At 70.9% G+C, this 21,909-nt stretch carries 21 protein-coding genes and 1 tRNA gene; 15 read left to right on the forward strand and 7 right to left on the reverse strand.

The features are described 5' to 3' along the window. The first annotated feature begins 4 nt into the window (after positions 1-4). Positions 5-808: a TrmH family RNA methyltransferase gene (locus ASF40_RS05400; protein ID WP_056367199.1), complete on the forward strand. Its 804-nt coding sequence runs from the start codon at positions 5-7 to the stop codon at positions 806-808. A 25-nt stretch (positions 809-833) separates the two neighbouring features. On the opposite strand, the gene ASF40_RS05405 is transcribed toward ASF40_RS05400, so the two are convergent. Then, positions 834-1,523, reverse strand: a complete 690-nt coding sequence (locus ASF40_RS05405; protein WP_056367200.1) for an SDR family oxidoreductase — start codon at positions 1,521-1,523, stop codon at positions 834-836. Between the two features lies 1 nt (position 1,524). Further along, entirely contained in the window at positions 1,525-2,385 is an 861-nt protein-coding gene (locus ASF40_RS05410; RefSeq protein WP_056367201.1) for an SGNH/GDSL hydrolase family protein, read from the reverse strand. Between the two features lie 235 nt (positions 2,386-2,620). Here ASF40_RS05410 and ASF40_RS05415 point away from each other — a divergent pair, with 235 nt between their 5' ends. From ASF40_RS05415 to ASF40_RS05435, 5 genes are all read left to right on the forward strand, one after another. Next, positions 2,621-4,420, forward strand: a complete 1,800-nt coding sequence (locus ASF40_RS05415; protein WP_056368233.1) for a DEAD/DEAH box helicase — start codon at positions 2,621-2,623, stop codon at positions 4,418-4,420. 150 nt (positions 4,421-4,570) lie between these two features. Further along, positions 4,571-5,659 carry a VIT1/CCC1 transporter family protein gene (locus ASF40_RS05420; protein WP_056367202.1) on the forward strand — a complete coding sequence of 363 codons (1,089 nt, stop codon included), beginning with the start codon at positions 4,571-4,573 and terminating at the stop codon, positions 5,657-5,659. An 81-nt stretch (positions 5,660-5,740) separates the two neighbouring features. Continuing rightward, positions 5,741-5,825 (forward strand) — tRNA-Leu (locus ASF40_RS05425). A gap of 118 nt (positions 5,826-5,943) precedes the next feature. Continuing rightward, positions 5,944-7,245 (forward strand): M20/M25/M40 family metallo-hydrolase, encoded by a 1,302-nt coding sequence (locus ASF40_RS05430; RefSeq protein WP_056367203.1) that lies wholly within the window; start codon positions 5,944-5,946, stop codon positions 7,243-7,245. A gap of 57 nt (positions 7,246-7,302) precedes the next feature. Then, a complete protein-coding gene (locus ASF40_RS05435) occupies positions 7,303-8,124 on the forward strand; it encodes an undecaprenyl-diphosphate phosphatase (RefSeq protein WP_056367204.1) in 822 nt (273 codons plus the stop codon). A 19-nt stretch (positions 8,125-8,143) separates the two neighbouring features. On the opposite strand, the gene ASF40_RS05440 is transcribed toward ASF40_RS05435, so the two are convergent. Then, positions 8,144-9,019 carry a PAC2 family protein gene (locus ASF40_RS05440; protein WP_056367205.1) on the reverse strand — a complete coding sequence of 292 codons (876 nt, stop codon included), beginning with the start codon at positions 9,017-9,019 and terminating at the stop codon, positions 8,144-8,146. A gap of 92 nt (positions 9,020-9,111) precedes the next feature. Here ASF40_RS05440 and ASF40_RS05445 point away from each other — a divergent pair, with 92 nt between their 5' ends. The 9 genes from ASF40_RS05445 to lnt all read left to right on the forward strand — a co-directional run bounded on the left by ASF40_RS05445 (position 9,112) and on the right by lnt (position 19,082). Beyond that, complete coding sequence (locus tag ASF40_RS05445) at positions 9,112-9,819, forward strand: HAD family hydrolase (protein ID WP_082496891.1); 708 nt, start codon at positions 9,112-9,114, stop codon at positions 9,817-9,819. Continuing rightward, positions 9,816-10,844, forward strand: coding sequence for a tRNA (adenine-N1)-methyltransferase (locus ASF40_RS05450; protein ID WP_056367206.1), 1,029 nt, complete (start codon positions 9,816-9,818; stop codon positions 10,842-10,844). The genes ASF40_RS05445 and ASF40_RS05450 overlap by 4 nt, the downstream gene beginning before the upstream one ends. 9 nt (positions 10,845-10,853) lie before the next feature. Continuing rightward, positions 10,854-11,819 (forward strand): FKBP-type peptidyl-prolyl cis-trans isomerase, encoded by a 966-nt coding sequence (locus ASF40_RS05455; protein WP_056367207.1) that lies wholly within the window; start codon positions 10,854-10,856, stop codon positions 11,817-11,819. 44 nt (positions 11,820-11,863) lie between these two features. Beyond that, positions 11,864-12,859, forward strand: coding sequence for a helix-turn-helix transcriptional regulator (locus ASF40_RS05460; protein WP_056367208.1), 996 nt, complete (start codon positions 11,864-11,866; stop codon positions 12,857-12,859). After that, on the forward strand, positions 12,856-13,818 hold the full coding sequence (locus tag ASF40_RS05465; protein WP_056367209.1) for a helix-turn-helix transcriptional regulator: 963 nt from the start codon (positions 12,856-12,858) through the stop codon (positions 13,816-13,818). The genes ASF40_RS05460 and ASF40_RS05465 overlap by 4 nt, the downstream gene beginning before the upstream one ends. A gap of 70 nt (positions 13,819-13,888) precedes the next feature. Continuing rightward, entirely contained in the window at positions 13,889-14,152 is a 264-nt protein-coding gene (tatA, locus tag ASF40_RS05470) for a Sec-independent protein translocase subunit TatA (RefSeq protein WP_056367210.1), read from the forward strand. Between the two features lie 66 nt (positions 14,153-14,218). Continuing rightward, positions 14,219-14,980 (forward strand): twin-arginine translocase subunit TatC, encoded by a 762-nt coding sequence (tatC, locus tag ASF40_RS05475; RefSeq protein WP_056367211.1) that lies wholly within the window; start codon positions 14,219-14,221, stop codon positions 14,978-14,980. After that, positions 14,977-17,475, forward strand: coding sequence for a DEAD/DEAH box helicase (locus ASF40_RS05480; protein WP_056367212.1), 2,499 nt, complete (start codon positions 14,977-14,979; stop codon positions 17,473-17,475). Before tatC ends, ASF40_RS05480 begins: the two co-directional genes overlap by 4 nt. Positions 17,476-17,525: 50 nt before the next feature. Further along, positions 17,526-19,082: an apolipoprotein N-acyltransferase gene (lnt, locus tag ASF40_RS05485; protein WP_056367213.1), complete on the forward strand. Its 1,557-nt coding sequence runs from the start codon at positions 17,526-17,528 to the stop codon at positions 19,080-19,082. 24 nt (positions 19,083-19,106) lie between these two features. Here lnt and ASF40_RS05490 read toward each other — a convergent pair whose 3' ends face one another. From ASF40_RS05490 to ASF40_RS05505, 4 genes are all read right to left on the reverse strand, one after another. Further along, positions 19,107-19,490, reverse strand: coding sequence for an RNA polymerase-binding protein RbpA (locus ASF40_RS05490; RefSeq protein WP_045302382.1), 384 nt, complete (start codon positions 19,488-19,490; stop codon positions 19,107-19,109). A 126-nt stretch (positions 19,491-19,616) separates the two neighbouring features. Then, the gene (locus ASF40_RS05495) at positions 19,617-20,405 is read right to left on the reverse strand and encodes a glycerophosphodiester phosphodiesterase family protein (RefSeq protein ID WP_056367214.1); all 789 of its coding nucleotides are present in this window, start codon (positions 20,403-20,405) and stop codon (positions 19,617-19,619) included. Next, positions 20,402-21,403, reverse strand: a complete 1,002-nt coding sequence (locus ASF40_RS05500) for an SPFH domain-containing protein (RefSeq protein ID WP_082496892.1) — start codon at positions 21,401-21,403, stop codon at positions 20,402-20,404. Before ASF40_RS05500 ends, ASF40_RS05495 begins: the two co-directional genes overlap by 4 nt. Beyond that, the gene (locus ASF40_RS05505) at positions 21,400-21,894 is read right to left on the reverse strand and encodes an NfeD family protein (protein WP_056367215.1); all 495 of its coding nucleotides are present in this window, start codon (positions 21,892-21,894) and stop codon (positions 21,400-21,402) included. The genes ASF40_RS05500 and ASF40_RS05505 overlap by 4 nt, the downstream gene beginning before the upstream one ends. Positions 21,895-21,909: the final 15 nt, after the last annotated feature.

Here is a 21,909-nt window from a genome sequence, read left to right on the forward strand (position 1 = left end):
CGCGATGCACGCGATCCAGATCACCGACGCCTCCGACGAGCGCCTCGCGGACTACCGCGATCTCACCGATGTCGCGCTGAGGCGCGTGATCGAGCCCGAGGGCGGCTTGTACATCGCCGAGTCGGCGAAGGTGATCGGTCGCGCGATCGCGGCCGGCCATCGGCCGCGCTCGGTGCTCGTGCAGGAGAAGTGGCTCCCCGACGTGGAGGAGCTGGTGACGGATGCCTCGACCCCGGTGTACGTCGTCGCCCCCGAGATCGCCGAGTCCCTGACCGGGTATGCGGTGCACCGCGGCGCGCTGGCGTCGATGCACCGGCCCGAGCTCCCGTCGGTGGCCGACGTCGTCGCGGGCGCGCGGCTCGTCGTCGTGCTCGAGGACATCGTCGACCACACCAATGTGGGCGCGATCTTCCGCGCGGCCGCCGGCCTCGGCGCCGACGCGGTGCTCGTGAGTCCGAGATGCGCCGACCCGCTCTACCGGCGGAGCGTCCGGGTGAGCATGGGCACCGTCTTCCAGGTGCCGTGGACGCGGCTGCCCGAGTGGGATGAGGCACGCGCGGTGCTGCACGATTCGGGCTTCGAACTCGCCGCGCTCGCCTTGTCGGACGCCGCTGTCTCGCTCGACGCCTTCCGCGCGCGCCGGCCGGAACGGGTCGCGCTCATGCTCGGCGCGGAGGGCGACGGGCTGTCGCGCCGGGCGCTCGAGGCGGCCGACACCGTCGTCACGATCCCCATGGCGGGTGGCGTCGACTCCCTCAATGTCGCCGCGGCGAGCGCGGTGGCGCTGTGGGAGCTGCGGGCGCGCTGACCTGCGGCGGGCAGCGTCGCCGAGGTCAGGCGCCCGGTCGCACCATCAGCTCGGTGAGGTCGGCGTCGCGGGGCAGGTCGAGGGCCGCCAGGATCGCCGTCGCGACGGATGCCGGGTCGATCCACTGCGACGCGTCGTAGTCCGCGCCCTCCTGCTGGTGGACCTTCTCCTGCATGGGCGTCGCCGTGCGCCCGGGGTACACGGTGGTCACGCGCACGCCGTTCGCGCGCTCCTCCTCGCGGAGGGCATCCGCGACGGCGCGCACCGCGAACTTGCTCGCGCCGTACGAACCCCACTTGGGGCTGACACGCAGGCCGGCGCCGGAGTTCACGAACACGACGCGTCCGCGGGCCGTGCGGAGGGCGGGGAGCATGAGGCGGGTGAGCTCCGCAGGGGCCACGGCGTTGACGTTGAGCTGGTGCTGCCACGTCGCGACCGGCGTCTCGCCGATCGCCCCGAGCTCCACGACGCCGGCCACATGGATGAGCGAGTCGAGCTGCGGCGGCACGCTCTGGTGGCTGAACGCCCACGACAGGCGAGCGGGGTCGGCGAGGTCTCCGACGAGGGTCTGCGCGCCCGGGAAGCGCTGTCGCAGCTGCGCCGCACGGCCCGCGTCCCGTGCGAGCAGCCACAGGTCGTCGCCGCGGGCGGCGAGGCGCTCCGTCAGCGCGGCCCCGATGCCCGAACCGGCACCGGTGACGAGGTGCGTCGCCATGTCAGGCCTCCTCGCCGCGCGGCGCCGCGGGGTCCGGCCCCGGGACGATCGTGATCACCGGGAGCGGGTCGGGTCGCTTGGCCGTGACATGGTCGCCGGAAGACTGGTGGCGAAGGCGCCGCAGCACCCACGGCACGAGGTACTCGCGCGCCCACATGACGTCGACCGCCCGCGCTTCGCGCCACGTGCGCAGCGGAAGCGGGTCGGGCTGCATCGGCTGCAGGTCGTTCGGCACGTTCAGAGCGCGCAGCACCATGCGCGCGACCTCGTGGTGGCCGAGCGCGTTGTAATGCAGGCGGTCATCGTCGAAGAAGCGCATGTCCTGCACCTCTTTGAGCGCCCACTGGTCGGCGACGATGCAGTCGTACTTGTCGGCGATCGCGCGGATGTTCTCGTTGTAGATGGCGACCTTGCCGCGGATGCCGCGGAACACGGGCGTGAACGCCGTGTCGATGCCGGTGAAGACCACGACGGTGGCGCCGTCGCGGGAGAGGCGCACGACGGCGTCCTCGAAGCGCTGTGCGACGTGGTCGGGGTCGCCGTTGGGCCGGATGACGTCGTTGCCGCCGGCCGAGAAGGTCACGAGGTCGGGCTTGAGGGCGATCGCCGGCGCCACCTGTTCGTCGACGATCTGGCCGATGAGGCGCCCGCGGATCGCGAGATTGGCGTAGGCGAAGTCGTCGACCTGCTCCGAGAGCACCTCGGCGACGCGGTCCGCCCAGCCGCGGAACCCGTTCGGGGCCGACGGCTCGGGGTCGCCCACGCCCTCTGTGAACGAGTCGCCGATCGCGACGTAGCGGCGCCACGGGTGCGGCTGGACGTTTGCGACGTACGGGCTTCGGGGATCTTCTCTCGTGGACATCGCTCTTCCGTTCCTCGGCTTGTGACCGACAGTCAGGCTATCGCGGCGGGGTGACGCACCGGCCCGCGATGTCGTGCGGGTCGTCTATCGTGGTGACTCGTTGTCTACGGGGGAGGTGTGATCGGTGACGGACGAAACGACGATCGAATCGCCGCCCGCCCTCCCCGAGCACCCCCTCACGGAATCGGCATCCGACGGCCGTCTCACCACCGGCCCGCACGGCGCCGAAGCGCACATCGGCAGCTTCGCCGCGGAGCACCTCTCACCGACCTACCCGCAGCGCGCCCCCTGGGGAACCGCGCAGCGGCTGCGGGCGTGGCAGGCAGAGGCGCTCGACCTCTACTTCGGACTGGATGGCCCCGACGGCCCAGGCGGCGGACCCCGCGACTTCCTCGCGGCGGCCACCCCGGGCGCCGGCAAGACGACGTTCGCCCTCCGTCTCGCGAGCGAGCTGCTGCGGCGGCGTGTCGTCGACCGCATCATCGTCGTCGCTCCCACGGAGCACCTCAAGACGCAGTGGGCAGACGCGGCCGCGCGGGTGGGCATCCGCCTCGACCCCGCCTTCAGCAACCGCCATTTCGCGCCCGCCCGCCAGTACCACGGCGTCGCCGTGACGTACGCGCAGGTCGCGGTCAAGGCATCCGTCCATCAGCGGCTCACGATGGACGCGAAGACGCTCGTGATCCTCGACGAGGTGCACCACGGCGGCGACGCGCTGAGTTGGGGCGACGCCCTGCGCGAGGCCTACGCGCGGGCGACCCGCCGGCTGCTGCTCAGCGGAACCCCGTTCCGCAGCGACACCGCGCCCATCCCGTTCGTCGAGTACCACCCCGACGCCAAGGGCATCCGGGTCTCGCGCACCGACTACGCCTACGGCTACCGCCGTGCGCTCGAAGACGGCGTCGTGCGTCCCGTTCTGTTCATGGTCTACGCCGGGCAGATGCGCTGGCGCACCAAGACCGGCGAGGAGATGGAGGCGCAGCTCGGCCAGGACAACACCAAGGACATCACCTCGCAGGCCTGGCGCACCGCGCTCGACCCCGAAGGCGACTGGATCCCCGCCGTGCTGCGGTCGGCCGACCGCCGGCTCACCGAAGTGCGCGAGCACGTTCCGGATGCCGGCGGCCTGGTGATCGCGACGGATCAGACGGCCGCGCGCGCCTACGCCGCGATCCTGCACGACATCAGCGGCGAGGCGCCGACCGTCGTGCTGTCGGACGAGGCCGAGGCGTCGAGCCGCATCGAAGAGTTCTCGACCTCGACGAGCCGCTGGATGGTCGCCGTGCGCATGGTGTCGGAGGGCGTCGACGTGCCGCGCCTCGCCGTCGGCGTGTACGCGACGAGCGCCTCGACGCCGCTGTTCTTCGCGCAGGCCATCGGGCGCTTCGTGCGCGCGCGCCGTCGCGGTGAGACCGCGAGCGTGTTCCTGCCGAACGTGCCGCAGCTGCTCGCCCTCGCGAACGAGATGGAGCGGCAGCGCGACCACGCGCTGGACCGCGACTCCGACGGCGAGGACGAGTGGAACGCCGAAGAAGACCTGATGAACGCCGCCGAGCGCGAGGACAAGGCTTCCGACGCGCTCGAGGAGGAGTTCTCGTATCAGGCCCTGGGTTCGCTCGCGCACTTCGACCGCGTGCTCTTCGACGGCCAGGAGTTCGGCCAGCTCGCCGTTCCGGGCACCCCCGAGGAGGAGGAGTTCCTGGGCATCCCGGGCCTGCTGGAACCCGACCAGGTGCACGACGTCCTGATGTCGCGGGTCTCACGCCAGTCGCGGCACCGCACCGCGCGCGAGGCGCAGGAGGCGACGGAGCCTGCGGAGGAGCCCGCGCTGCCCCAGGCGCTGCACCGCACGCTCAAGGAGCAGCGCCAGCTCCTCAACAGCCTCGTCGGCCTCTACGCCCGCCAGACGGGCGAGGCCCACGGCCTCGTGCACGCCGAGCTGCGCCGGATCTGCGGCGGCCCCGCCGTGTCGCACGCGACGGTGACCCAGCTGCAGTCGCGCATCGACGTGCTGCGCAAGCGCGTCCGCTCCTGACTCCTGGCGCTCGAGCTCGGGCTGCGCGGCGCCCTCGAGGGCCGGTGAGGTTCGGAACCCCGAAATGCTGGCAATCCTCGGTTCTGGGCCGGCGGTGCCCCGGGCGGTGGCTAGCGTTGACGGGTCCCGCACCCCTGACTGGAGGACCGAGTGAGCACGCCCGCCGCACCGACCGACCGCGATCGACGCCGCTGGGCGCGGTACCTCGTCAACGAGCGGGCGGAGGCGCACGTCTACCGCGAGCTCGCGGGGCGCCGCACGGGGGAGGAGCGCGAGATCCTGCTCGCGCTCGCCGAGGCCGAGGGGCGCCATGAGGCGCACTGGCTGCAGCTGCTGGGCAGTGAGCCGGCACGACTGCCGCAGGCCGACGTCCGCACCCGCATGCTCGGCTGGATGGCCAAGCGGTTCGGCTCGATCTTCGTGCTGGCTCTCGCTCAGAACGCCGAGGCCCGCTCGCCCTACGACGACGAGCCGTTCGCGACCCCGACGATGGCGGCGGACGAGCGGATCCACCACGAGGTCGTGCGCGGGCTCGCCGCCCGCGGACGCCGTCGCCTGTCGGGCACGTTCCGCGCGGCGGTCTTCGGCGCGAACGACGGCCTCGTCTCGAACCTCGCGCTCGTCATGGGCATCGGCGCCACCGGGGTGTCGAGCCAGTTCGTGCTCTTCAGCGGCATCGCGGGCCTGCTCGCCGGCGCGCTGTCGATGGGTGCGGGGGAGTTCGTGTCGGTCCGCTCCCAGCGGGAGCTGCTGGCGGCCACCGAGCCGAGCGACTACGCCGACGGCGCGATCCCGCACCTCGACATCGACGCCAACGAGCTGGCGCTCGTCTACCGGACCCGCGGGATGCCGGAGGCCGAGGCGTCCGCGCGCGCCCGCCGCGTCGTCGAGGCCGCGCACGCGCTGGGTCAGGGACGCACCGACACCGGCCCGATCTCGGTCGCCGACCACGAAGAGGTCGTGGGAAGCGCCTGGGCCGCCGCGCTGTCGAGCTTCCTGTTCTTCGCGTCCGGCGCGATCATCCCGGTGCTGCCGTGGATCTTCGGCCTGTCCGGCCTCACCGCCGTCGTCGTGGCGCTCGTGCTCGTCGGGATCGCGCTGATGTCGACCGGTGCCGCGGTGGGCCTGCTGTCGGGCGCACCGCCGCTCAAGCGCGCGCTCCGTCAGCTCGCGATCGGCTTCGGCGCCGCCGCGGTGACGTACGTCCTCGGCCTGCTGTTCGGCGTTTCGATGGGATGACGCGCCCGGGCGTCCGCCGATTCGTTGAACCTCCGGCGACGTGGTAATGTCATTCCTCGGTTGCGAAACCGAAAACCACCTGCGCGGGTGGCGGAATAGGTAGACGCGCTAGCTTGAGGTGCTAGTGCCCGTATAGGGCGTGGGGGTTCAAGTCCCCCCTCGCGCACAGTGAAGAAGGCCCCCGAAAGGGGGCCTTCTTTCGTCGTTGCGGACCCTGAGTCCTTCGGTGTCGCGCGCTCCTCGCGGAAACGGACGGGAAACGAGTGACCGGTAGGTTTGAGCCCATGCCTTCATCCGATCCCGGACTTCCGGAGGTCGCCGCGCTCGCGCGGGATCTGATCCGCTTCGACACCACGAATCACGGCGGCGGCCGCGCCGCCGGTGAGCGGGAGGCCGCGGAGTACGTCGGCGCCTACCTCGAGACGCTGGGCCTGGAGCCGGAGTTCTACGAGCCCCTCCCGCGCCGCACCAACGTGATGGCGAGGGTTCCCGGCCGCAACCGCGACAAGCCCGCGCTCGTGCTGCACGGCCACCTGGACGTGGTTCCGGCGATCGCCGACGACTGGAGCGTCGACCCCTTCGCGGGCATCGTGAAGGACGGGATGCTGTGGGGCCGCGGCGCCGTCGACATGAAGGACATGGACGCCATGATCCTGACGTCGGTCGCCGACATCCTCCGCGCCGGCGAGCAGCCTGAGCGCGACCTCGTCCTGGCGTTCTTCGCCGACGAGGAGAACGGCGGCGTCGAGGGGTCCGCTCTCGTGGTCCGCGATCGCCCCGAGTGGTTCGCCGGCGCCACCGAGGCGATCAGCGAGGTCGGCGGCTACTCGATCCCGATCGGCGACCGCCATGCGTACCTCCTGCAGGTGGGGGAGAAGGCCCTCATCTGGATCCGCCTCGTCGCACGCGGCCGCGCCGCGCACGGGTCCAAGCTGCACGACGAGAACGCCGTGACGAGGCTCGCCGAGGCCGTCGCGGCGCTCGGGCGCACCGCGTGGCCCGTGACGCTCACCGACACCTCGCGCGAGATGAGCGAGCGACTCGCGGAGCTCACCGGCCACTCCGCGGGCGACCCCGACGCCGTCGCGGCAGCCACCGGCGCAGCATCCGGATTCCTCCGCTCGACGCTGCGCACCACCACCAACCCGACCGGTCTCGTGGCCGGCTACAAGCACAACGTGATCCCCGACCGGGCCGAGGCGCTCATCGACGTCCGGACGCTTCCCGGCACCGAGGACGCGACTCTCGCCGACATCCGCCGCATCGTCGGCGACGGCGTGGAGGTCGAGATCGTCCACCAGGACATCGGACTCGAGGTCCCGTTCTCGGGCGACCTCGTCGACGCCATGGTCGCGGCGCTCGGCCGTCACGATCCTGGCGCACCTGTCGTGCCGTACCTGATGGGCGGCGGGACCGACAACAAGGCGCTCGCGGCGCTCGGCATCGCCGGCTACGGCTTCGCGCCGCTGCGCCTGCCGTCGGACCTCGACTTCACGGGCATGTTCCACGGCGTCGACGAGCGCGTGCCCATCGACGCCCTGGTCTTCGGCCAGGCCGTCCTCACCGATCTGCTCCGCACCTACTGATTCGTCGGCGGATGCCTCGCCCCCCGGCATCCGTCACCGCACGGCTGAAAGGCGCCCATGCTTCTCGAAGCGATCATCCTCGGGTTCGTCCAGGGACTGACCGAATTCCTGCCGATCTCGTCGAGCGCGCACCTGCGCATCCTCGGCGAGTTCCTGCCGTCGGCAGAGGACCCGGGCGCCGCGTTCACCGCGATCACCCAGATCGGCACCGAGGCGGCCGTCGTGGTCTTCTTCTGGCGCGACATCGTGCGGATCATCGGGCACTGGTTCCGGGCGCTGTTCGGCCGCATCCCGCGCAACGACCCCGACGCGAAGCTCGGCTGGCTCATCATCGTCGGCTCGATCCCGATCGTGGTGCTCGGCCTGCTGTTCCAGGACCAGATCGAGACCGTGCTGCGATCGCTCTGGATCACGGCCGGCATGCTGATCTTCTTCGGCGTGCTGCTCGGCATCGCCGACCACGTCGGCGCCAAGAAGCGCAAGCTGCAGGACATCACGGTCGGCCACGGCGTGATCTACGGTTTCGCGCAGTCGCTCGCCCTGATCCCGGGCGTTTCGCGGTCCGGCGGAACCATCACCGCCGGCCTCTTCATGGGCTACGAGCGGGCGGCCGCGGCGCGCTACGCGTTCCTGCTCGCGATCCCGGCCGTCTTCGGCAGCGGGTTCTTCCAGCTGTTCAAGAGCCTCGGCGAGCCTGGCGTGTTCACCCTCGGCGAGACCGCGGTGGCGACGGCCGTCGCATTCGTCGTCGCGCTCGGCGTGATCGCGTTCTTCATGAGCTGGATCTCCAAGCACAGCTTCCTGCCGTTCGTGGTCTACCGCGTCGCGGTCGGCTCACTCCTGCTGGTGCTGCTGAGCATGGGCGTCATCAACCCCTGACGCGGGGGACGGATGCCGCTCAGCGGCGCGGGTCGTCGCGGCCGGGCTTGCTCGGCCCGTCGCCCGGCTTGCCGTCGGTGCGGCGCAGGTACCGCTCGAACTCCTGCGCGATCGCATCACCCGAGGCCTCGGGGGAGTCCCACGTGTCGCGCGTGCGCTCGAGCTGGTGGATGTACTCCGTCATCTCCTCGTCGTCGGCCGCGGCCGCGTCGATGGATGCCTCCCATGCCGCTGCCTCCGTGGCGAGGTCGCCGCGGGGGACGGAGGCGCCGGTGAGGTCCTCGAGCCGGTCGAGGAGCGCCAGGGTCGCCTTCGGCGACGGCGTGTGCCCTGCGACGTAGTGCGGCACGCTCGCCCACAGGCTCGCGGTCGGGATCCCGGCGCGCTCGGCGGCGTCGCCGAGGACGCTGAGGATGCCGACGGGACCCTCGTAGGTGCTGCGCTCGAGCTCGAGCGCCGTGCGCAGGTTCTCGTTGTCGCTGCCGGAGAAGACCGAGATGGGCCGGGTGTGCGGCACGTCCGACATCATCGAGCCGATCGCGACGAACCCCGTGATGTCCTCGCGGAGGGCGATGTCGACGAACTCCGACGAGAACGCCTGCCACGCGCGGGCGGGCTCCACGCCGGTCAGCAGCCACAGCTGGGTGCCGCGCGTCGCCTGCGCCGGGCGCAGCAGCGTGGCCTCGGGCCAGCGGAGCGTGCGACGGCCGTCGCCGTCCGCAGCGATGTGCGGACGCGTGTACTGGTAGTCGAAGTAGAGCTCGGGATCGACCGAGAACACCGTCTCGTAGGAGCCGCCCTCGCGCAGCTGCGTGATCGCGGAAGACGCGGCTTCGCCCGCGTCGTTCCAGCCGTCGAACGCTGCGACGAGAACACGACGACCCAATCCGTCCACGAGACCCCCTTCACCCGCATCCGCTGCGGGTTCCTTCCAGGATATGCCCCCGCCCCCACGGAGGGCCGGAGACCCCTCGGTAGGATTGCACGGTGAATGCGCCCCGACTCGCCGCCGTCCTGTGGGACATGGACGGCACCCTCGTCGACACCGAGCCCTACTGGATGGCGGCGGAGACGCCCCTCATCGAGAGCTACGGCGGGACGTGGTCCCACGAGCAGGCGCTCGGACTGGTCGGCCTCGGCCTCGAGGACTCCGCCCGGATCCTGCAGGGCACCGGCGTGCGCATGAGCACCGACGCGATCATCGACCACCTCACCGAGGACGTCATGCGTCAGCTGTCCGCCACGGGCGTCCCCTTCCGCCCCGGCGCCCGCGAGCTGCTCGCGAGCCTGCGAGAGGCCGGCGTCAAGACGGGACTCGTGACGATGTCGATGCGCCGCATGGCGCAGACGGTCGTCGACCTCATCGACTTCGACGCGTTCGACGTCGTCGTCGCGGGCGATGACGCCACGAGGCCGAAGCCCTTCCCCGACCCCTATCTGCAGGCGTGCGAGGCGCTCGGCGTCACGCCCGACGAGGTCGTCGCCATCGAGGACTCGCCCAACGGGCTTCGCTCCGCCGTCGCCTCGGGCGCATCGGTCATCGGCGTGCCGCTCATGGTGTCGCTCACCGGCGCCGGCGCGCACACGCTCTGGGAGAGCCTCGAAGGACGCACGGCCGTCGACGTCGCCGAGTTCCATGCCGCGCACCGCACCCGCGTCCACGCCCCGCACCCCGCCGAGGAGACCTCCCGATGACCGACGACCAGGAACTCGCCGGCGGGCGCCCGAGCGGCCCCTTCCGCCTCGGCGACCGCGTGCAGCTCACGGGGCCCAAGGGCCGCCTGCACACCATCACGCTGCGCGAGGGCGGCGAGCTGCACACCCACCACGGAGTGCTGCGCCACTCGCAGCTGGTGGGGCAGCCCGACGGGTCCGTCGTCGCGAACAGCGGCGGGCACGAGTACCTGGCGCTGCGCCCGCTGCTGCGGGACTTCGTGATGTCGATGCCGCGCGGCGCGGCCATCGTGTACCCGAAGGACGCCGCGCAGATCCTCGCCGAGGCCGACATCTTCCCCGGTGCCACGGTCGTCGAGGCCGGTGTTGGCTCGGGAGCGCTGTCGCTCTGGCTCCTCCGCGCGATCGGCAGCGAGGGGCGGCTCGTCTCCTTCGAGCGCCGCGACGACTTCGCCGCGGTCGCGCGGGCGAATGTCGAGACCTTCACCGGGCACGTGCCGGCGAACTGGGACGTGGTCGTGGGCGACCTCGCCGAGGAGCTCAACGACACGGTGGCCGAGGCATCCGTCGATCGTGTCGTGCTCGACATGCTCGCGCCCTGGGAGTGCATCGATGCCGTGGCCGAGGCGCTCACGCCGGGCGGCGTCGTGGTCTGCTACGTCGCGACGGCGACCCAGCTCAGCCGCGTCGCGGAGTACATCCGCGGGACCGGGCTGTTCACCGAGCCCGATGCGAACGAGACCATGGTGCGCGGTTGGCACGTCGAGGGCCTCGCTGTGCGCCCCGACCACCGCATGATCGCGCACACCGGCTTCCTCGTGTGGGCGCGACGGCTCGCGCCCGGAGCCGTACCGCCCGAGGTGAAGCGCCGGGCGTCGAAGTCGAGCTACGGCGACGAGGACGTGGAGCTGTGGACACCCGGCGCCGTCGGCGACCGTCAGATCACCGACAAGAACCTGCGCAAGCGCGTCCGGGAGGCCGAGCGCGCCGCCGAGGGCGCGCGCCAGGCGGCCGGACGGTCCGACGCGCCCGACGAGTCCGCCTAAACTAGCCCGGTGCGCAAGATCCCCGTTGCCCTGGTTGTCCTGGGACTCGTGACCGTCGGCCTGGCCGGATGCTCGCTGCCCGGCGCGTCCGCGTCAGACTGCTCGCGTCCCGAGGTGTCGAACCCCGACGTGATGGACCTCATCACCGTCACGGGCGACACCGAGGACGAGCCGACGGTCGACCTGTACACGCCCGTGAAGGCTCCGGAGCTCGCCTACGAGGACGTGGTGACGGGTGAGGGCACCGCCGTCACCTCCGTCAACCAGCCGCTCGTGCTCGATGTCGCACTGTTCAGCGGCACAACCGGTGAGAAGCTCGCCGCTACCCCGTACGACGGCGACATGTCGCGGGTGGGCTCGGTCGCGCAGTTCGCCAACTTCCCGGGCTTCGAGGACGCTCTGCACTGCGCCACCGAGGGGTCCCGCGTCGCTGTCGCGCTGTCGTCCGACGACCTCGCCGACGGCGTCGCCGAACAGGCCGGCCTCGACGACGGAGACGCCCTCGTCGCGGTCATCGACCTCCGCAAGGTGTACCTCGCGGCCGCCGACGGCCAGAACCAGTTCAACAGCGGATTCGGGCTGCCCAGCGTCGTTCGTGCGCCCGATGGGCGCCCGGGCCTCATCATCCCCGACGGCGCCGCGCCGGACGACGTGACGATCCAGACGCTCAAGAAGGGCGACGGTGAGAAGGTCACCGGGGACCAGCCGGTGCGCGTCCACTACACCGGCGTGGTGTGGGGCGAGAACGAGCCCTTCGACACGACGTGGGACGGCGAGCCGGCATCGCTCACCCTCGACGGCGTCGTGCCCGGGTTCGCGCAGGCGCTCGAGGGGCAGACCGTCGGCTCGCAGGTCATGGTCGTCGTGCCGCCCGACCAGGGCTACGGCGACCAGGCGCAGGGCGGCATCCCGGCCGGCTCGACGCTGGTCTTCGTGGTCGACATCCTCGGCCTCGACGCGGTGCCGGCGCAGTAGCGGGGGTTCGACGACCCCGACGCGGGCGGCCATAGGATAGGCGGGTGCCTGCCACTGCCGCCGCGAAGATCCCGCCCGAGGAGCGTCTCGTGAACCTCGTGGTGGCGCTCATCGCGACCGATCAGGGTCTCACGAAGGACACCATCCTGACCTCGGTCGCAGGCTACCGCGAGCAGAGCGAGGCCGGCGCGTCGAAGGATGCGCTCGAGAAGATGTTCGAGCGCGACAAGGAGTCGCTGCGGGGCCTCGGGGTTCCGATCGAGACGATCGGCGACTGGGCAGACCCCGACGACCTCCGCGAGGCGCGGTACCGCGTGCCGAGCGCCGAGTACGAGCTGCCGGAGGACATCGAGTTCACGCCGGCCGAGCTGGCGCTGCTGACCCTCGCCGGCGGGGTGTGGAGCGAGAGCTCCCTGTCGGACGACGCCCGCAGCGGCCTGCGCAAGATCCGCGCCCTCGGCGACCTGGTCGACGAGCCGATCATCGGGTTCTCGCCGCGCCTGAGCCTGCGCGACCCCGCGTTCCCGGCGCTGCAGCAGGCGATCGAGTCGAGCCGCGTCGTCACCTTCCCCTATCTCAAGCCGGGGGAGGCCGCACCGCGCACCCGGCGGGTGCAGCCGCTCGCCCTCGTCGAGTACGAGGGCCGGTGGCACGTGTTCGGCATCGACCTCGACGTCCGCGAGGACCGCACGTTCCTCCTCGCCCGCATCGTCGGGCAGGTCGCCGTCACCCGGGCATCCTTCGACCCGGCGTTGCGCGAAGGTGCAGGCGACCGGGCGCTCGCGGGCCTCGACGAGGTCGCCGCGCGCAACTCGGCGCTGCTGGAGGTCAACCCCGGCACCGAGGCGGCGCTTCGCCTCGCACGCCGCGCGCAGCCGGCCGAGCAGGGGATCCGCGTGCCGTACGTCGACGTGCACATCTTCGCCGACGAGCTCGCCTCCTACGGCCCCGAAGTGCGGGTCGTCGAGCCTGCGGACCTGCGCGATCGCGTCATCGACCGGCTCGCCGCGACCCGCGACCTCCACGGAGGGAACTCATGAGCGTCCGCCGCCAGCTCGTCGCGACCGATCGCGCGGCCCTCATGCTTCAGCTCGTGCCGTACCTGATCGGCAAGGGCGAGGTCTCGCTCGCCGAGGCGGCCGACGAGTTCGACGTCTCGGCCGAGCAGATGCGCTCGATGGTCGAGAAGCTCACCGTGATCGGGCTGCCCGGCGACCGCGGGTACTGGCAGATGGCGAACGACCTGTTCGACATCGACTGGGACCTGCTCGACGAGCGCGACCTCATCGTCATCACGAACTCCGTCGGGCTCGAGCGGGCGCCCAAGCTCACGGCGCGCGAGGCGGCCGCCCTCCTCGCGGGTCTGCAGCTGGCGCGGTCGATCCCCGGAGTGGGCGACACCGCCCTGTACGCCGGGCTGCTCGCGAAGCTCGCGCGGGGGGCCTCGGGGATCCCGGCCGAGGTGATCCTCGCGACGGAGCCCGTCGACGCCGTGCGCGACCTCGTGTCCGACGCGCTGCGGCGCGGAGTGGCCGTCTCGTTCACCTACAAGGCGCCGGACGCTGCGCCCACGACGCGTACCGTCGACCCGGTGAAGGTGCACATCGCGAGCGGGCAATGGTATCTGCAGGGCTGGTGCCACCTCCGTGAGGCGATGCGCACGTTCCACCTCGACCGCGTCAGCGACCTCGAGCTGACCGGCATCCCGAGCACGCACGCGGGCGAACAGGCCCCTGACTGGTTCGACACCGACGCGGGCGACGTGGTCGCGCGCATCCGCTTCGCCGAAGACGTCGCGCCGCTCGTCGGCGACTACCTCGACCGCGCGGCGCTCGAGACCGCCGACGGCGTCACGGTCGCGACCATGCGCGTCGCCGACGAGCTCAGCCTCCGACGCCTGGCGGCGCGCCGTGGCGGCCTCGTGGAGGTGTTCGAGCCCGCGGCAGCACGCCGCGCCGTCGCCGATTGGGCCGACGCGGGCTTGGCGCAATACCGGTGACGACGGGCGACGGCCTCGCAGGCATATTAGACTTGCGGCATCCCCGCTGAAGCGAACGACGGAGCACCTCATGTTCGGCAATCTGAACGGCTGGCACCTGATCATCCTGCTCGTCGTCATCCTTCTGCTGTTCGGCGCGGCGAAGCTGCCGGCACTCGCCAAGAGCATGGGCCAGTCGGCTCGCGTGTTCAAGGGCGAGATGAAGGCGATGAAGGACGACGACAAGGCCGCGGAGGCATCGACCACCGCGAACGTGGCGGACGCACCCACCGCCGATACGACGACCCCCGCTGCCCCCGGCACCCCTGACGGCTCCCGCGATCAAAAGTCGTAGCGGATGGTGGCCGCAACCGGCTCCGCTTCCGTTGACGGACCGGAGCTGCCGAAGCGCGACAAACGAATGTCGCTCGGCGCGCATCTCCTCGAGCTGCGCAGGCGTCTCGTCATCGCGGCGATCGGGCTGCTCGCAGGTATGGTGGTGGCTTTCTTCATCACCGACCCGATCATCCACTGGATCACCGAACCGATCCGCGTCATCGCCGAACAGCGAGGCGATGATTTCTCGGCGCTGAACTTCGGCACCGTCACCTCCGCCTTCGACCTGCGCATGCGGATCGCGTTCTCGATCGGCTTGTTCCTGTCGGCGCCGGTCTGGCTGTGGCAGGTCTGGGCTTTCATCATGCCGGGGCTGACCCGCAAGGAGATCAAGTACACGGTCGGCTTCGTCGCCGCCGCGGTGCCGCTGTTCTTCATCGGCTGCTATGTCGGGCTGCTGATCGTGCCGCACGTCATCGAGCTGATGTGGGGATTCACCCCCGATGGCGCCGTGAACTTCTACGCGGCCGCGGAGTACTACGACTTCGTGTTCAAGTTGATGATCGTCATCGGCGTCTCGTTCGTGCTGCCCGTCTTCCTGGTCGCCCTCAACCTGGCGGGGATCATCTCGGGCCGGGCGATCCTCAAGGGCTGGAGAGTCGCGGTCATCGTCGCGACGGCGTTCGCCGCTCTCGCCACGCCGGCCGCCGATGTCGTGAGCATGCTGATGCTGGCGGGCATCCTGATCGTGCTCTTCATCGGGGCAGCCGGGCTGTCGATGCTGTTCGACCGCAGCAGGGCCAAGCGAGACCGCGCAGCCGGCCTGCTGCCGCCCGAGGTCCCGTGAGCGAGCCCGCTCCCGCCGATCGCTACGCGCGAGCGAGCGCGTCGGCGCGCCTGGATCGGACGCACCCGATCACGGCCGCCTTCGCCGCGTCTCAGAGATTCACGCTCGACCCCTTCCAGATCGAAGGATGCCGCGCCCTCGAAGAAGGCCGCAGCGTCCTGGTGGCCGCGCCCACCGGCGCCGGCAAGACGATCGTCGGCGAGTTCGCGGTGCATCTGGCGATGCGCGAGCCCGGCGACAAGGCGTTCTACACCACGCCGATGAAGGCGCTGTCGAACCAGAAGTTCCGCGAGCTTCAGGAGGTCTACGGCGAGGGCGAGGTCGGACTCCTCACCGGAGACACCAACATCAACGGCAACGCGCGCATCGTCGTCATGACGACCGAGGTGCTGCGCAACATGCTGTACGCCGACTCCCCGGCGCTGCGGGGGCTGCGCTACGTGGTCATGGACGAGGTGCACTACCTCGCCGACCGCTTCCGCGGCGCGGTGTGGGAGGAGGTCATCATCCACCTCGCGCCCAGCGTGCGGCTGATCTCGCTGTCGGCCACCGTCTCGAACGCCGAGGAGTTCGGCGACTGGCTCGACACCGTGCGCGGGGACACCGAAGTCATCGTCTCCGAGACCCGGCCCGTACCCCTCGAGCAGCACGTGCTCGTGCGCGGCGACCTGCTGCCGCTCTTCGACGACCGCGCCGGCATCGCGACGGCCCAGGTCAACCAGGAGCTCATGCGCATCCGCTCCTTCAAGGGCCAGAACTTCGAGCGCAATCATCGGGTGCAGGCGGCGAACAGTGCCCGGCAGGCGGGGTACGAGGCATCCCGTCGCCGTCCGAACCGCGGGGGCAAGCGACCCGTGCGGTCCGCGAACGTGCAGCGGATCGAGCGCCTCGACCGCCCCGACGTCGTCGAGCTGCTCTCGCGCGCCAATCTGCTGCCCGCGATCTTCTTCATCTTCAGCCGGGCGGGCTGCGACGCCGCCGTGCAGCAGGTGCGCCGCGCCGGTGTGCGGCTGACCTCCCAGGACGAGCGTCGCGAGATCCGCGCGGTGATCGAGGAGCGCACGCGCACCCTGCTCGAAGAGGACCTTGCCGTACTGGGGTTCTGGGAGTGGCGCGACAACCTCGAACGCGGCGTCGCCTCGCACCACGCGGGGCTCCTGCCGGCGTTCAAGGAGGTCGTCGAGGAGCTCTTCCAGCGCAAGCTCGTGAAGGTGGTGTTCGCCACCGAGACGCTCGCACTCGGCATCAACATGCCTGCGCGCACCGTCGTGCTCGAGAAGCTCGAGAAGTTCAACGGCGAGGCCCGCGTCGCCATCACGTCGGGGGAGTACACACAGCTCACCGGCCGTGCCGGCCGTCGCGGCATCGACGTCGAGGGCCACGCGGTCATCCAATGGACCGAGGGCCTCGACCCGCAGGCTGTGGCCGCCCTCGCCTCGCGTCGCACGTACCCGCTCAACTCGAGCTTCCGGCCGACGTACAACATGGCGGTCAACCTCATCGACCAGTTCGGCCGGGCCAAGGCGCGCGAGATCCTCGAGTCGTCGTTCGCCCAGTTCCAGGCCGACCGTGCCGTCGTCGGGCTCGCACGGCAGGTCAAGGAGCAGGAGGAGTCGCTCGCCGGCTACGCGAAGGCGATGACGTGCGATCGTGGCGACTTCGCCGAGTATTCGCGCATCCGCCGTGAGCTGAGCGACGTCGAGAAGCTCAACCGCAAGGACGCCAACGCGTCGCGGCGCACCCGCGACGAGCGGCTGCGCCACATCGCGACGCTGCGCAAGCAGATGCAGCGGCATCCGTGTCATCAGTGCCCCGACCGCGAGCACCACGCGCGGTGGGCCGAGCGGTACTGGAAGCTCAAGCGCGAGATCGACAGGCTGCGTCGCCAGATCGAGACCCGCACCGGCACCGTCGCGCGCATCTTCGACCGCGTCGTCGACGTGCTCGGCGCGCTCGAGTACGTGTCGATCGACGAAGACGGCGCGACGGCGCTGACTCCCGCCGGCCGCACGATGCGCCGCATCTACGGCGAGCGGGACCTCCTCGTCGCGGAGTCGCTGCGGCGCGGCATCTGGAAGGACCTCGATGCCGCCTCCCTCGCGGCCCTGGCGTGCTCGCTCGTGTACGAGCCGAGGCGCGACGACGGCGGCCCGGGGGAGCGGGGGCTGCCACGCGGCGCGTTCCGTCCGGCGTTCGAGGCGACGCTGTCGCTGTGGCAGGAGCTCGACGACCTCGAGCAGGAGCACCGGCTGCCCGGCACCGAGCCGGTCTCGGCCGGGCTCGCGCAGGCCATGCACACGTGGGCGCGCGGCGGCATGCTCGACCGCGTGCTGATCGAAGCCGACATGGCCGCCGGCGACTTCGTGCGCTGGTCGAAGCAGACCATCGACCTGCTCGACCAGCTGTCGATCGTCGCCGATCAGCCGATCGCGGGGACGGCTCGCAAGGCGCTGGATGCCGTGCGCCGCGGCATCGTCGCGTACTCGGGCGTCTAGCGGCGCCGACGCGGCGAAGGATCGCCGTTCCGCTCGCTTAGGCTGATCCCGTGCCACCTCGCCCGATCTTCCCGCTGTGGGCGGCGGTCCCCCTCTCGGTGCTGGCCGGAGTGCTGTTCGACGTGGCTTTCCCCTCGGTCGCATGGTGGCCGATGGCCTTCGTGTCGGTCGCGCTGGCGCTCGTGACGCTCATCGGGCGCCGGGCGGGCGGAGCGTTCCTGACGGGGCTCGCCTACGGTCTCGCGTTCTATCTGCTCAATGTCGACTTCACCGCAGAGTGGGTGGGGCCGCTTCCGTGGCTCGCACTCTCGGTCCTCGAATCGCTGTTCGTCGCGGGCGGAGCGGTGCTCATCTCGCTGGCCTATCGCTGGGTGCCGCAAGTCGGTCCCCGCCGCGGGCGGATTCTGCTGACTGCGGTGCTCGTCGCGGGGCTGTGGACCGCGAAAGAGGCGGTCATCGGCGGTTTCCCGTACGGCGGATTCCCGTGGGGGCGCGTCGGCACCTCCCAGGTGAACGGCCCGTTCGCCGAGGTCGTCTCGTGGACCGGCACCGCCGGGCTCACCTTCCTCATCGTCGCGCTCGTCGCCGCCGCGGTGGAACTCGTCCGGTCTCCGCGGCGGGCGCGGGGTGGCGGCATCCGTCCCCTCCTCCCGGTCGGGGTGCTCGCCCTCGTCGCGACCGCGCTCGTGGTCGTCCCCGCGTGGGCGACGACCCCCGCGGGCTCGATGCGCGTCGCGAGCGTGCAGGGCAACGGCCCCGCCGGCTACTTCGACGAGCGGGAGGCCGGAGACATCCTCGAATCCCAGTACGAGGCCACGAGGCCGCTGTTCGGCGCCGAGGACGTCGACGTCGTGCTGTGGCCGGAGGGGAGCGTCGACGTCGATCCCGACGCGTCACCCGTCGTCGCGGCCGCCCTCGACCGCGTGGCCAGGCAGGTGGGCGCGCCGCTGATCGCGAACCGCATCGACAAGCGCGGCGAGGAGTACTTCAACATGTCGTTCCTCTGGCGCGAGGGCACCGGCATCGAGCAGACGTACGACAAGCGCAACCCTGTGCCGTTCGGGGAGTACGTGCCAGACCGGGAGTTCTACGCGTCGATCGCCCCCGACCTCATCGGGATGATCGGCCGTGACTACACACCCGGCACGACGCCTCCGGTGTTCGACGTCGACGGCACCGCCGTCGGGCTCGCCATCTGCTTCGACGTGATCTACGACGCGCTCGTGTGGGAGGGCGCCCGCGACGGCGCGCGCGTCTACCTCTTCCAGACCAACAACGCCGACTTCCGTGGCACCGACGAGAACCTGCAGCAGCTCGCGGTCGCGCGGCTGCGCGCGATCGAGACCGGGCGCTCCGTCGTCAACCTGTCGACGGTCGGCACGAGTCAGGTGATCGCGCCCGACGGATCCACCATCGACGGGCTCCCGGCCGATGAACCGGGACACATGCTCACCGACGTGCCCCTGCGGACGGGTCTCACGCCCGCGGTCGTCATCGGGTCGTGGCTGAACGCGCTCGTGTCATGGGGCAGCGTCATCGTGCTCGCCGGACTCGGCATCGTGGTGCGACGCCGCTCCGGCGGGCACGCGAAAACGCCGGCCCCGTAGGGCCGGCGTCGCGCGGAGCGCGGGTCAGGCGCTGAGCTTGTCCACCGTCACGGCCTCGCCGGCGCCGCGGCGGGCACGGACGTAAGCGAGGCGCTCCTCGAGCAGCTCTTCGAGCTCGGGGATGGTACGGCGCTCCAGGAGCATGTCCCAGTGGCTGCGAGGCGTCTTGTCGCCGGAGTGGTCGACGGTCGCGGTGCCGTCACCCACCCGCAGCAGCGCCTCGGCACCGCACGTGCGGCACTCCCAAGCGGGCGGAACCTCGGCGTCGGCCGCGAAGGTCAAAGTCGTGTCACGTCCACACGACGTGCACGAGTAGATGTGCTGTGCGCGCTCATGGAACACGACGCCCTCTTCGCTCTGTAGGCTCTGGGCGCCGAGTCGGATGCCGCGCAGACTGCGGTCTGCCATTTTGTGGTCCTCTCGTCGCTGTACAGGTATAACGAAGTGACCTGAGCGGATCATCCGAAGGAGCCCTGTTCATCGACCTTTCACGGTGAATGCACAGGGGGAGATGCGGACCGTTACCACCCCATGTTAGGCGAGAGCGGCGAGTGCGACGTCCGCGCGGTCGGTGACGATGCCGTCGACACCCATCTCGACCAACCGCACCATGTCATCGGGGGTGTTCACCGTCCACACGTGCACCTCGACGCCATGCCGGTGCGCCGCCGCGATGAGCCGCGGTGTGACGATCCGCAGGCGGCCCTGCCGCTCGGGCAGCTGGAGCGCGTCCACACCGGCCAGAGCTCGCGCGACCAGCCGATCAGAGCGCGCCGACACGGCGGCCAGCACGCGTCCGATGGTGCCGCGACCACCGGAGGTGGCGGGACGGATGCTGCGCCCCGACGCCTCGCCCACGGCCCGAGCCGCGCCCAGCGCGGCGCGCCGCCGCTCGTCGGAGAAGCTCGTCACCAGCACGCGGTCGGCGAACGGCGCGATCGTGGTGCCGACGGCGGTCGCGGCATCCGCCGCCTTCACGTCGAGGTTGAACCTCACAGTCGGGAACGAGTGCAGGGCCTGTGCGAGCGTGATGAGCCCACCCCGCGCGGCCATCAGATGCTCGAGCTCGCGCACCGTCACGTCGGCGATCTTGCGCGGGTCGCCGGTCACGCGCGACAGGTCGTCGTCGTGGAACAGGACGACGACACCGTCGGCGGTGCGGTGGCAGTCCGACTCGACGTAGTCCGCCCCGGCCGAGTGCGCCGCGGCGATCGCGGCGAAGGAGTTCTCGACGATGCCGCCGCGCTCGGCATCGGGCGTCACAAGGCCCCGGTGGGCGAGGACGCGCGGCGTCGCGACTCCCTCGAACCAGGGGTGGGTCACGGGGTGGGCGGGGTGACCGCGGGCGGCGTACCGCCGATCGCGGGACCGCCGGTGGCCGGGCCGCCCGTGGCGGGCGCACGACCCTTGGCCGCAGCATCCGTCATCACACCGGCGAAGGAGCCCGTGAGACCCTTCAGCGCCTCCGTGAACTCGCTCGGGATGATCCAGAGCTTGCTCGATGCGCTGTCGGCGATCTTCGGGAGCGTCTGCAGATACTGGTAGGCCAGCAGCTTGTCGTCGGGGTTGCCGGTGTGGATCGCGTCGAAGACGGTCTGGATCGCCTCGGCCTCGCCCTGTGCGCGCAGCACCGCCGCCTGCTTGTCGCCTTCGGCCTTGAGGATCTCGGCCTGCCGCCGGCCCTCGGCCTCGAGGATCTGCGACTGCTTCGAGCCCTCGGCGGTGAGGATCGTCGCTCGGCGCTCGCGCTCGGCGCGCATCTGCTTCTCCATCGAATCCTGGATCGAGTGAGGCGGATCGATGGCCTTCAGCTCGACGCGAGACACGCGGATGCCCCACTTGCCGGTCGCCTCGTCGAGGACCACACGGAGCTGGCCGTTGATGTTGTCGCGGCTCGTGAGCGCCTCTTCGAGGTTGAGGCCGCCGACGACGTTGCGGAGGGTGGTCGTCGTCAGCTGCTCCACGGCGCCCAGGTAGTTCGCGATCTCGTACGTGGCGGCGCGAGCGTCGGTCACCTGGAAGTACACGACCGTGTCGATGGAGACGACGAGGTTGTCCTCGGTGATCACCGGCTGCGGCGGGAACGACACGACCTGCTCGCGCATGTCGAGCAGCGGCCGCAGGCGGTCGATGAACGGGACGAGCAGATTCAGCCCGGGAGTCAGTGTCTTGTGATAGCGGCCCAGCCGCTCGACGATCCCCGCGCTGGCCTGCGGGATGATCCGGATGGAGCGGAAGATCACGACCAGCACGAAGATGAAGACGGCGATCGCGAGGATCCACCCGATCGCCGCCGGGATGGCCGAGGTGAAGTCGTTCATGCGAGCGGGTCCTCCGGTGCGGGGGCGAGGGGGTCGGGGGAGTCGGAGCGCACGATCGCGGTCGCGCCGTCGATGCGGCTGACCCGCACCCGCATGCCCGGCTGCAGGTCGCCGGCTTCTGTGCGCGCGGTCCAGATGTCGCCGTTGGCGAGCTTGACCTGACCGCCGTGCGCGCCGACCGACGAGACGACGGTGCCGCCCAAGCCGATGAGGGCGTCGACGTTCGACGGCGTCGGGTCCTCTCCACGGCGCAATCGCCGCAGCAGGGGCGGACGCAGCAGGAGCACGAGGGCGGCGGCGACGCCGGCGGCGATGATCACCTGCAGCCAGATCGGAGCGCCGAGCAGATCAGTGACGAGGCCCGCGAGGCCGCCGATGCTCAGCATCAGGAACGTGAAGTCGAGCGTCAGCATCTCGATCACGAGGAACACGAGAATCAGCACGAGCCAGCCGATCCATGCCCACTGTTCGACGACCTCGATGAGCTCCACGGTGCGCCTCCTCAG

It is taken from the genome of Microbacterium sp. Leaf288, assembly GCF_001422925.1.
Taxonomy (GTDB): domain Bacteria; phylum Actinomycetota; class Actinomycetes; order Actinomycetales; family Microbacteriaceae; genus Microbacterium.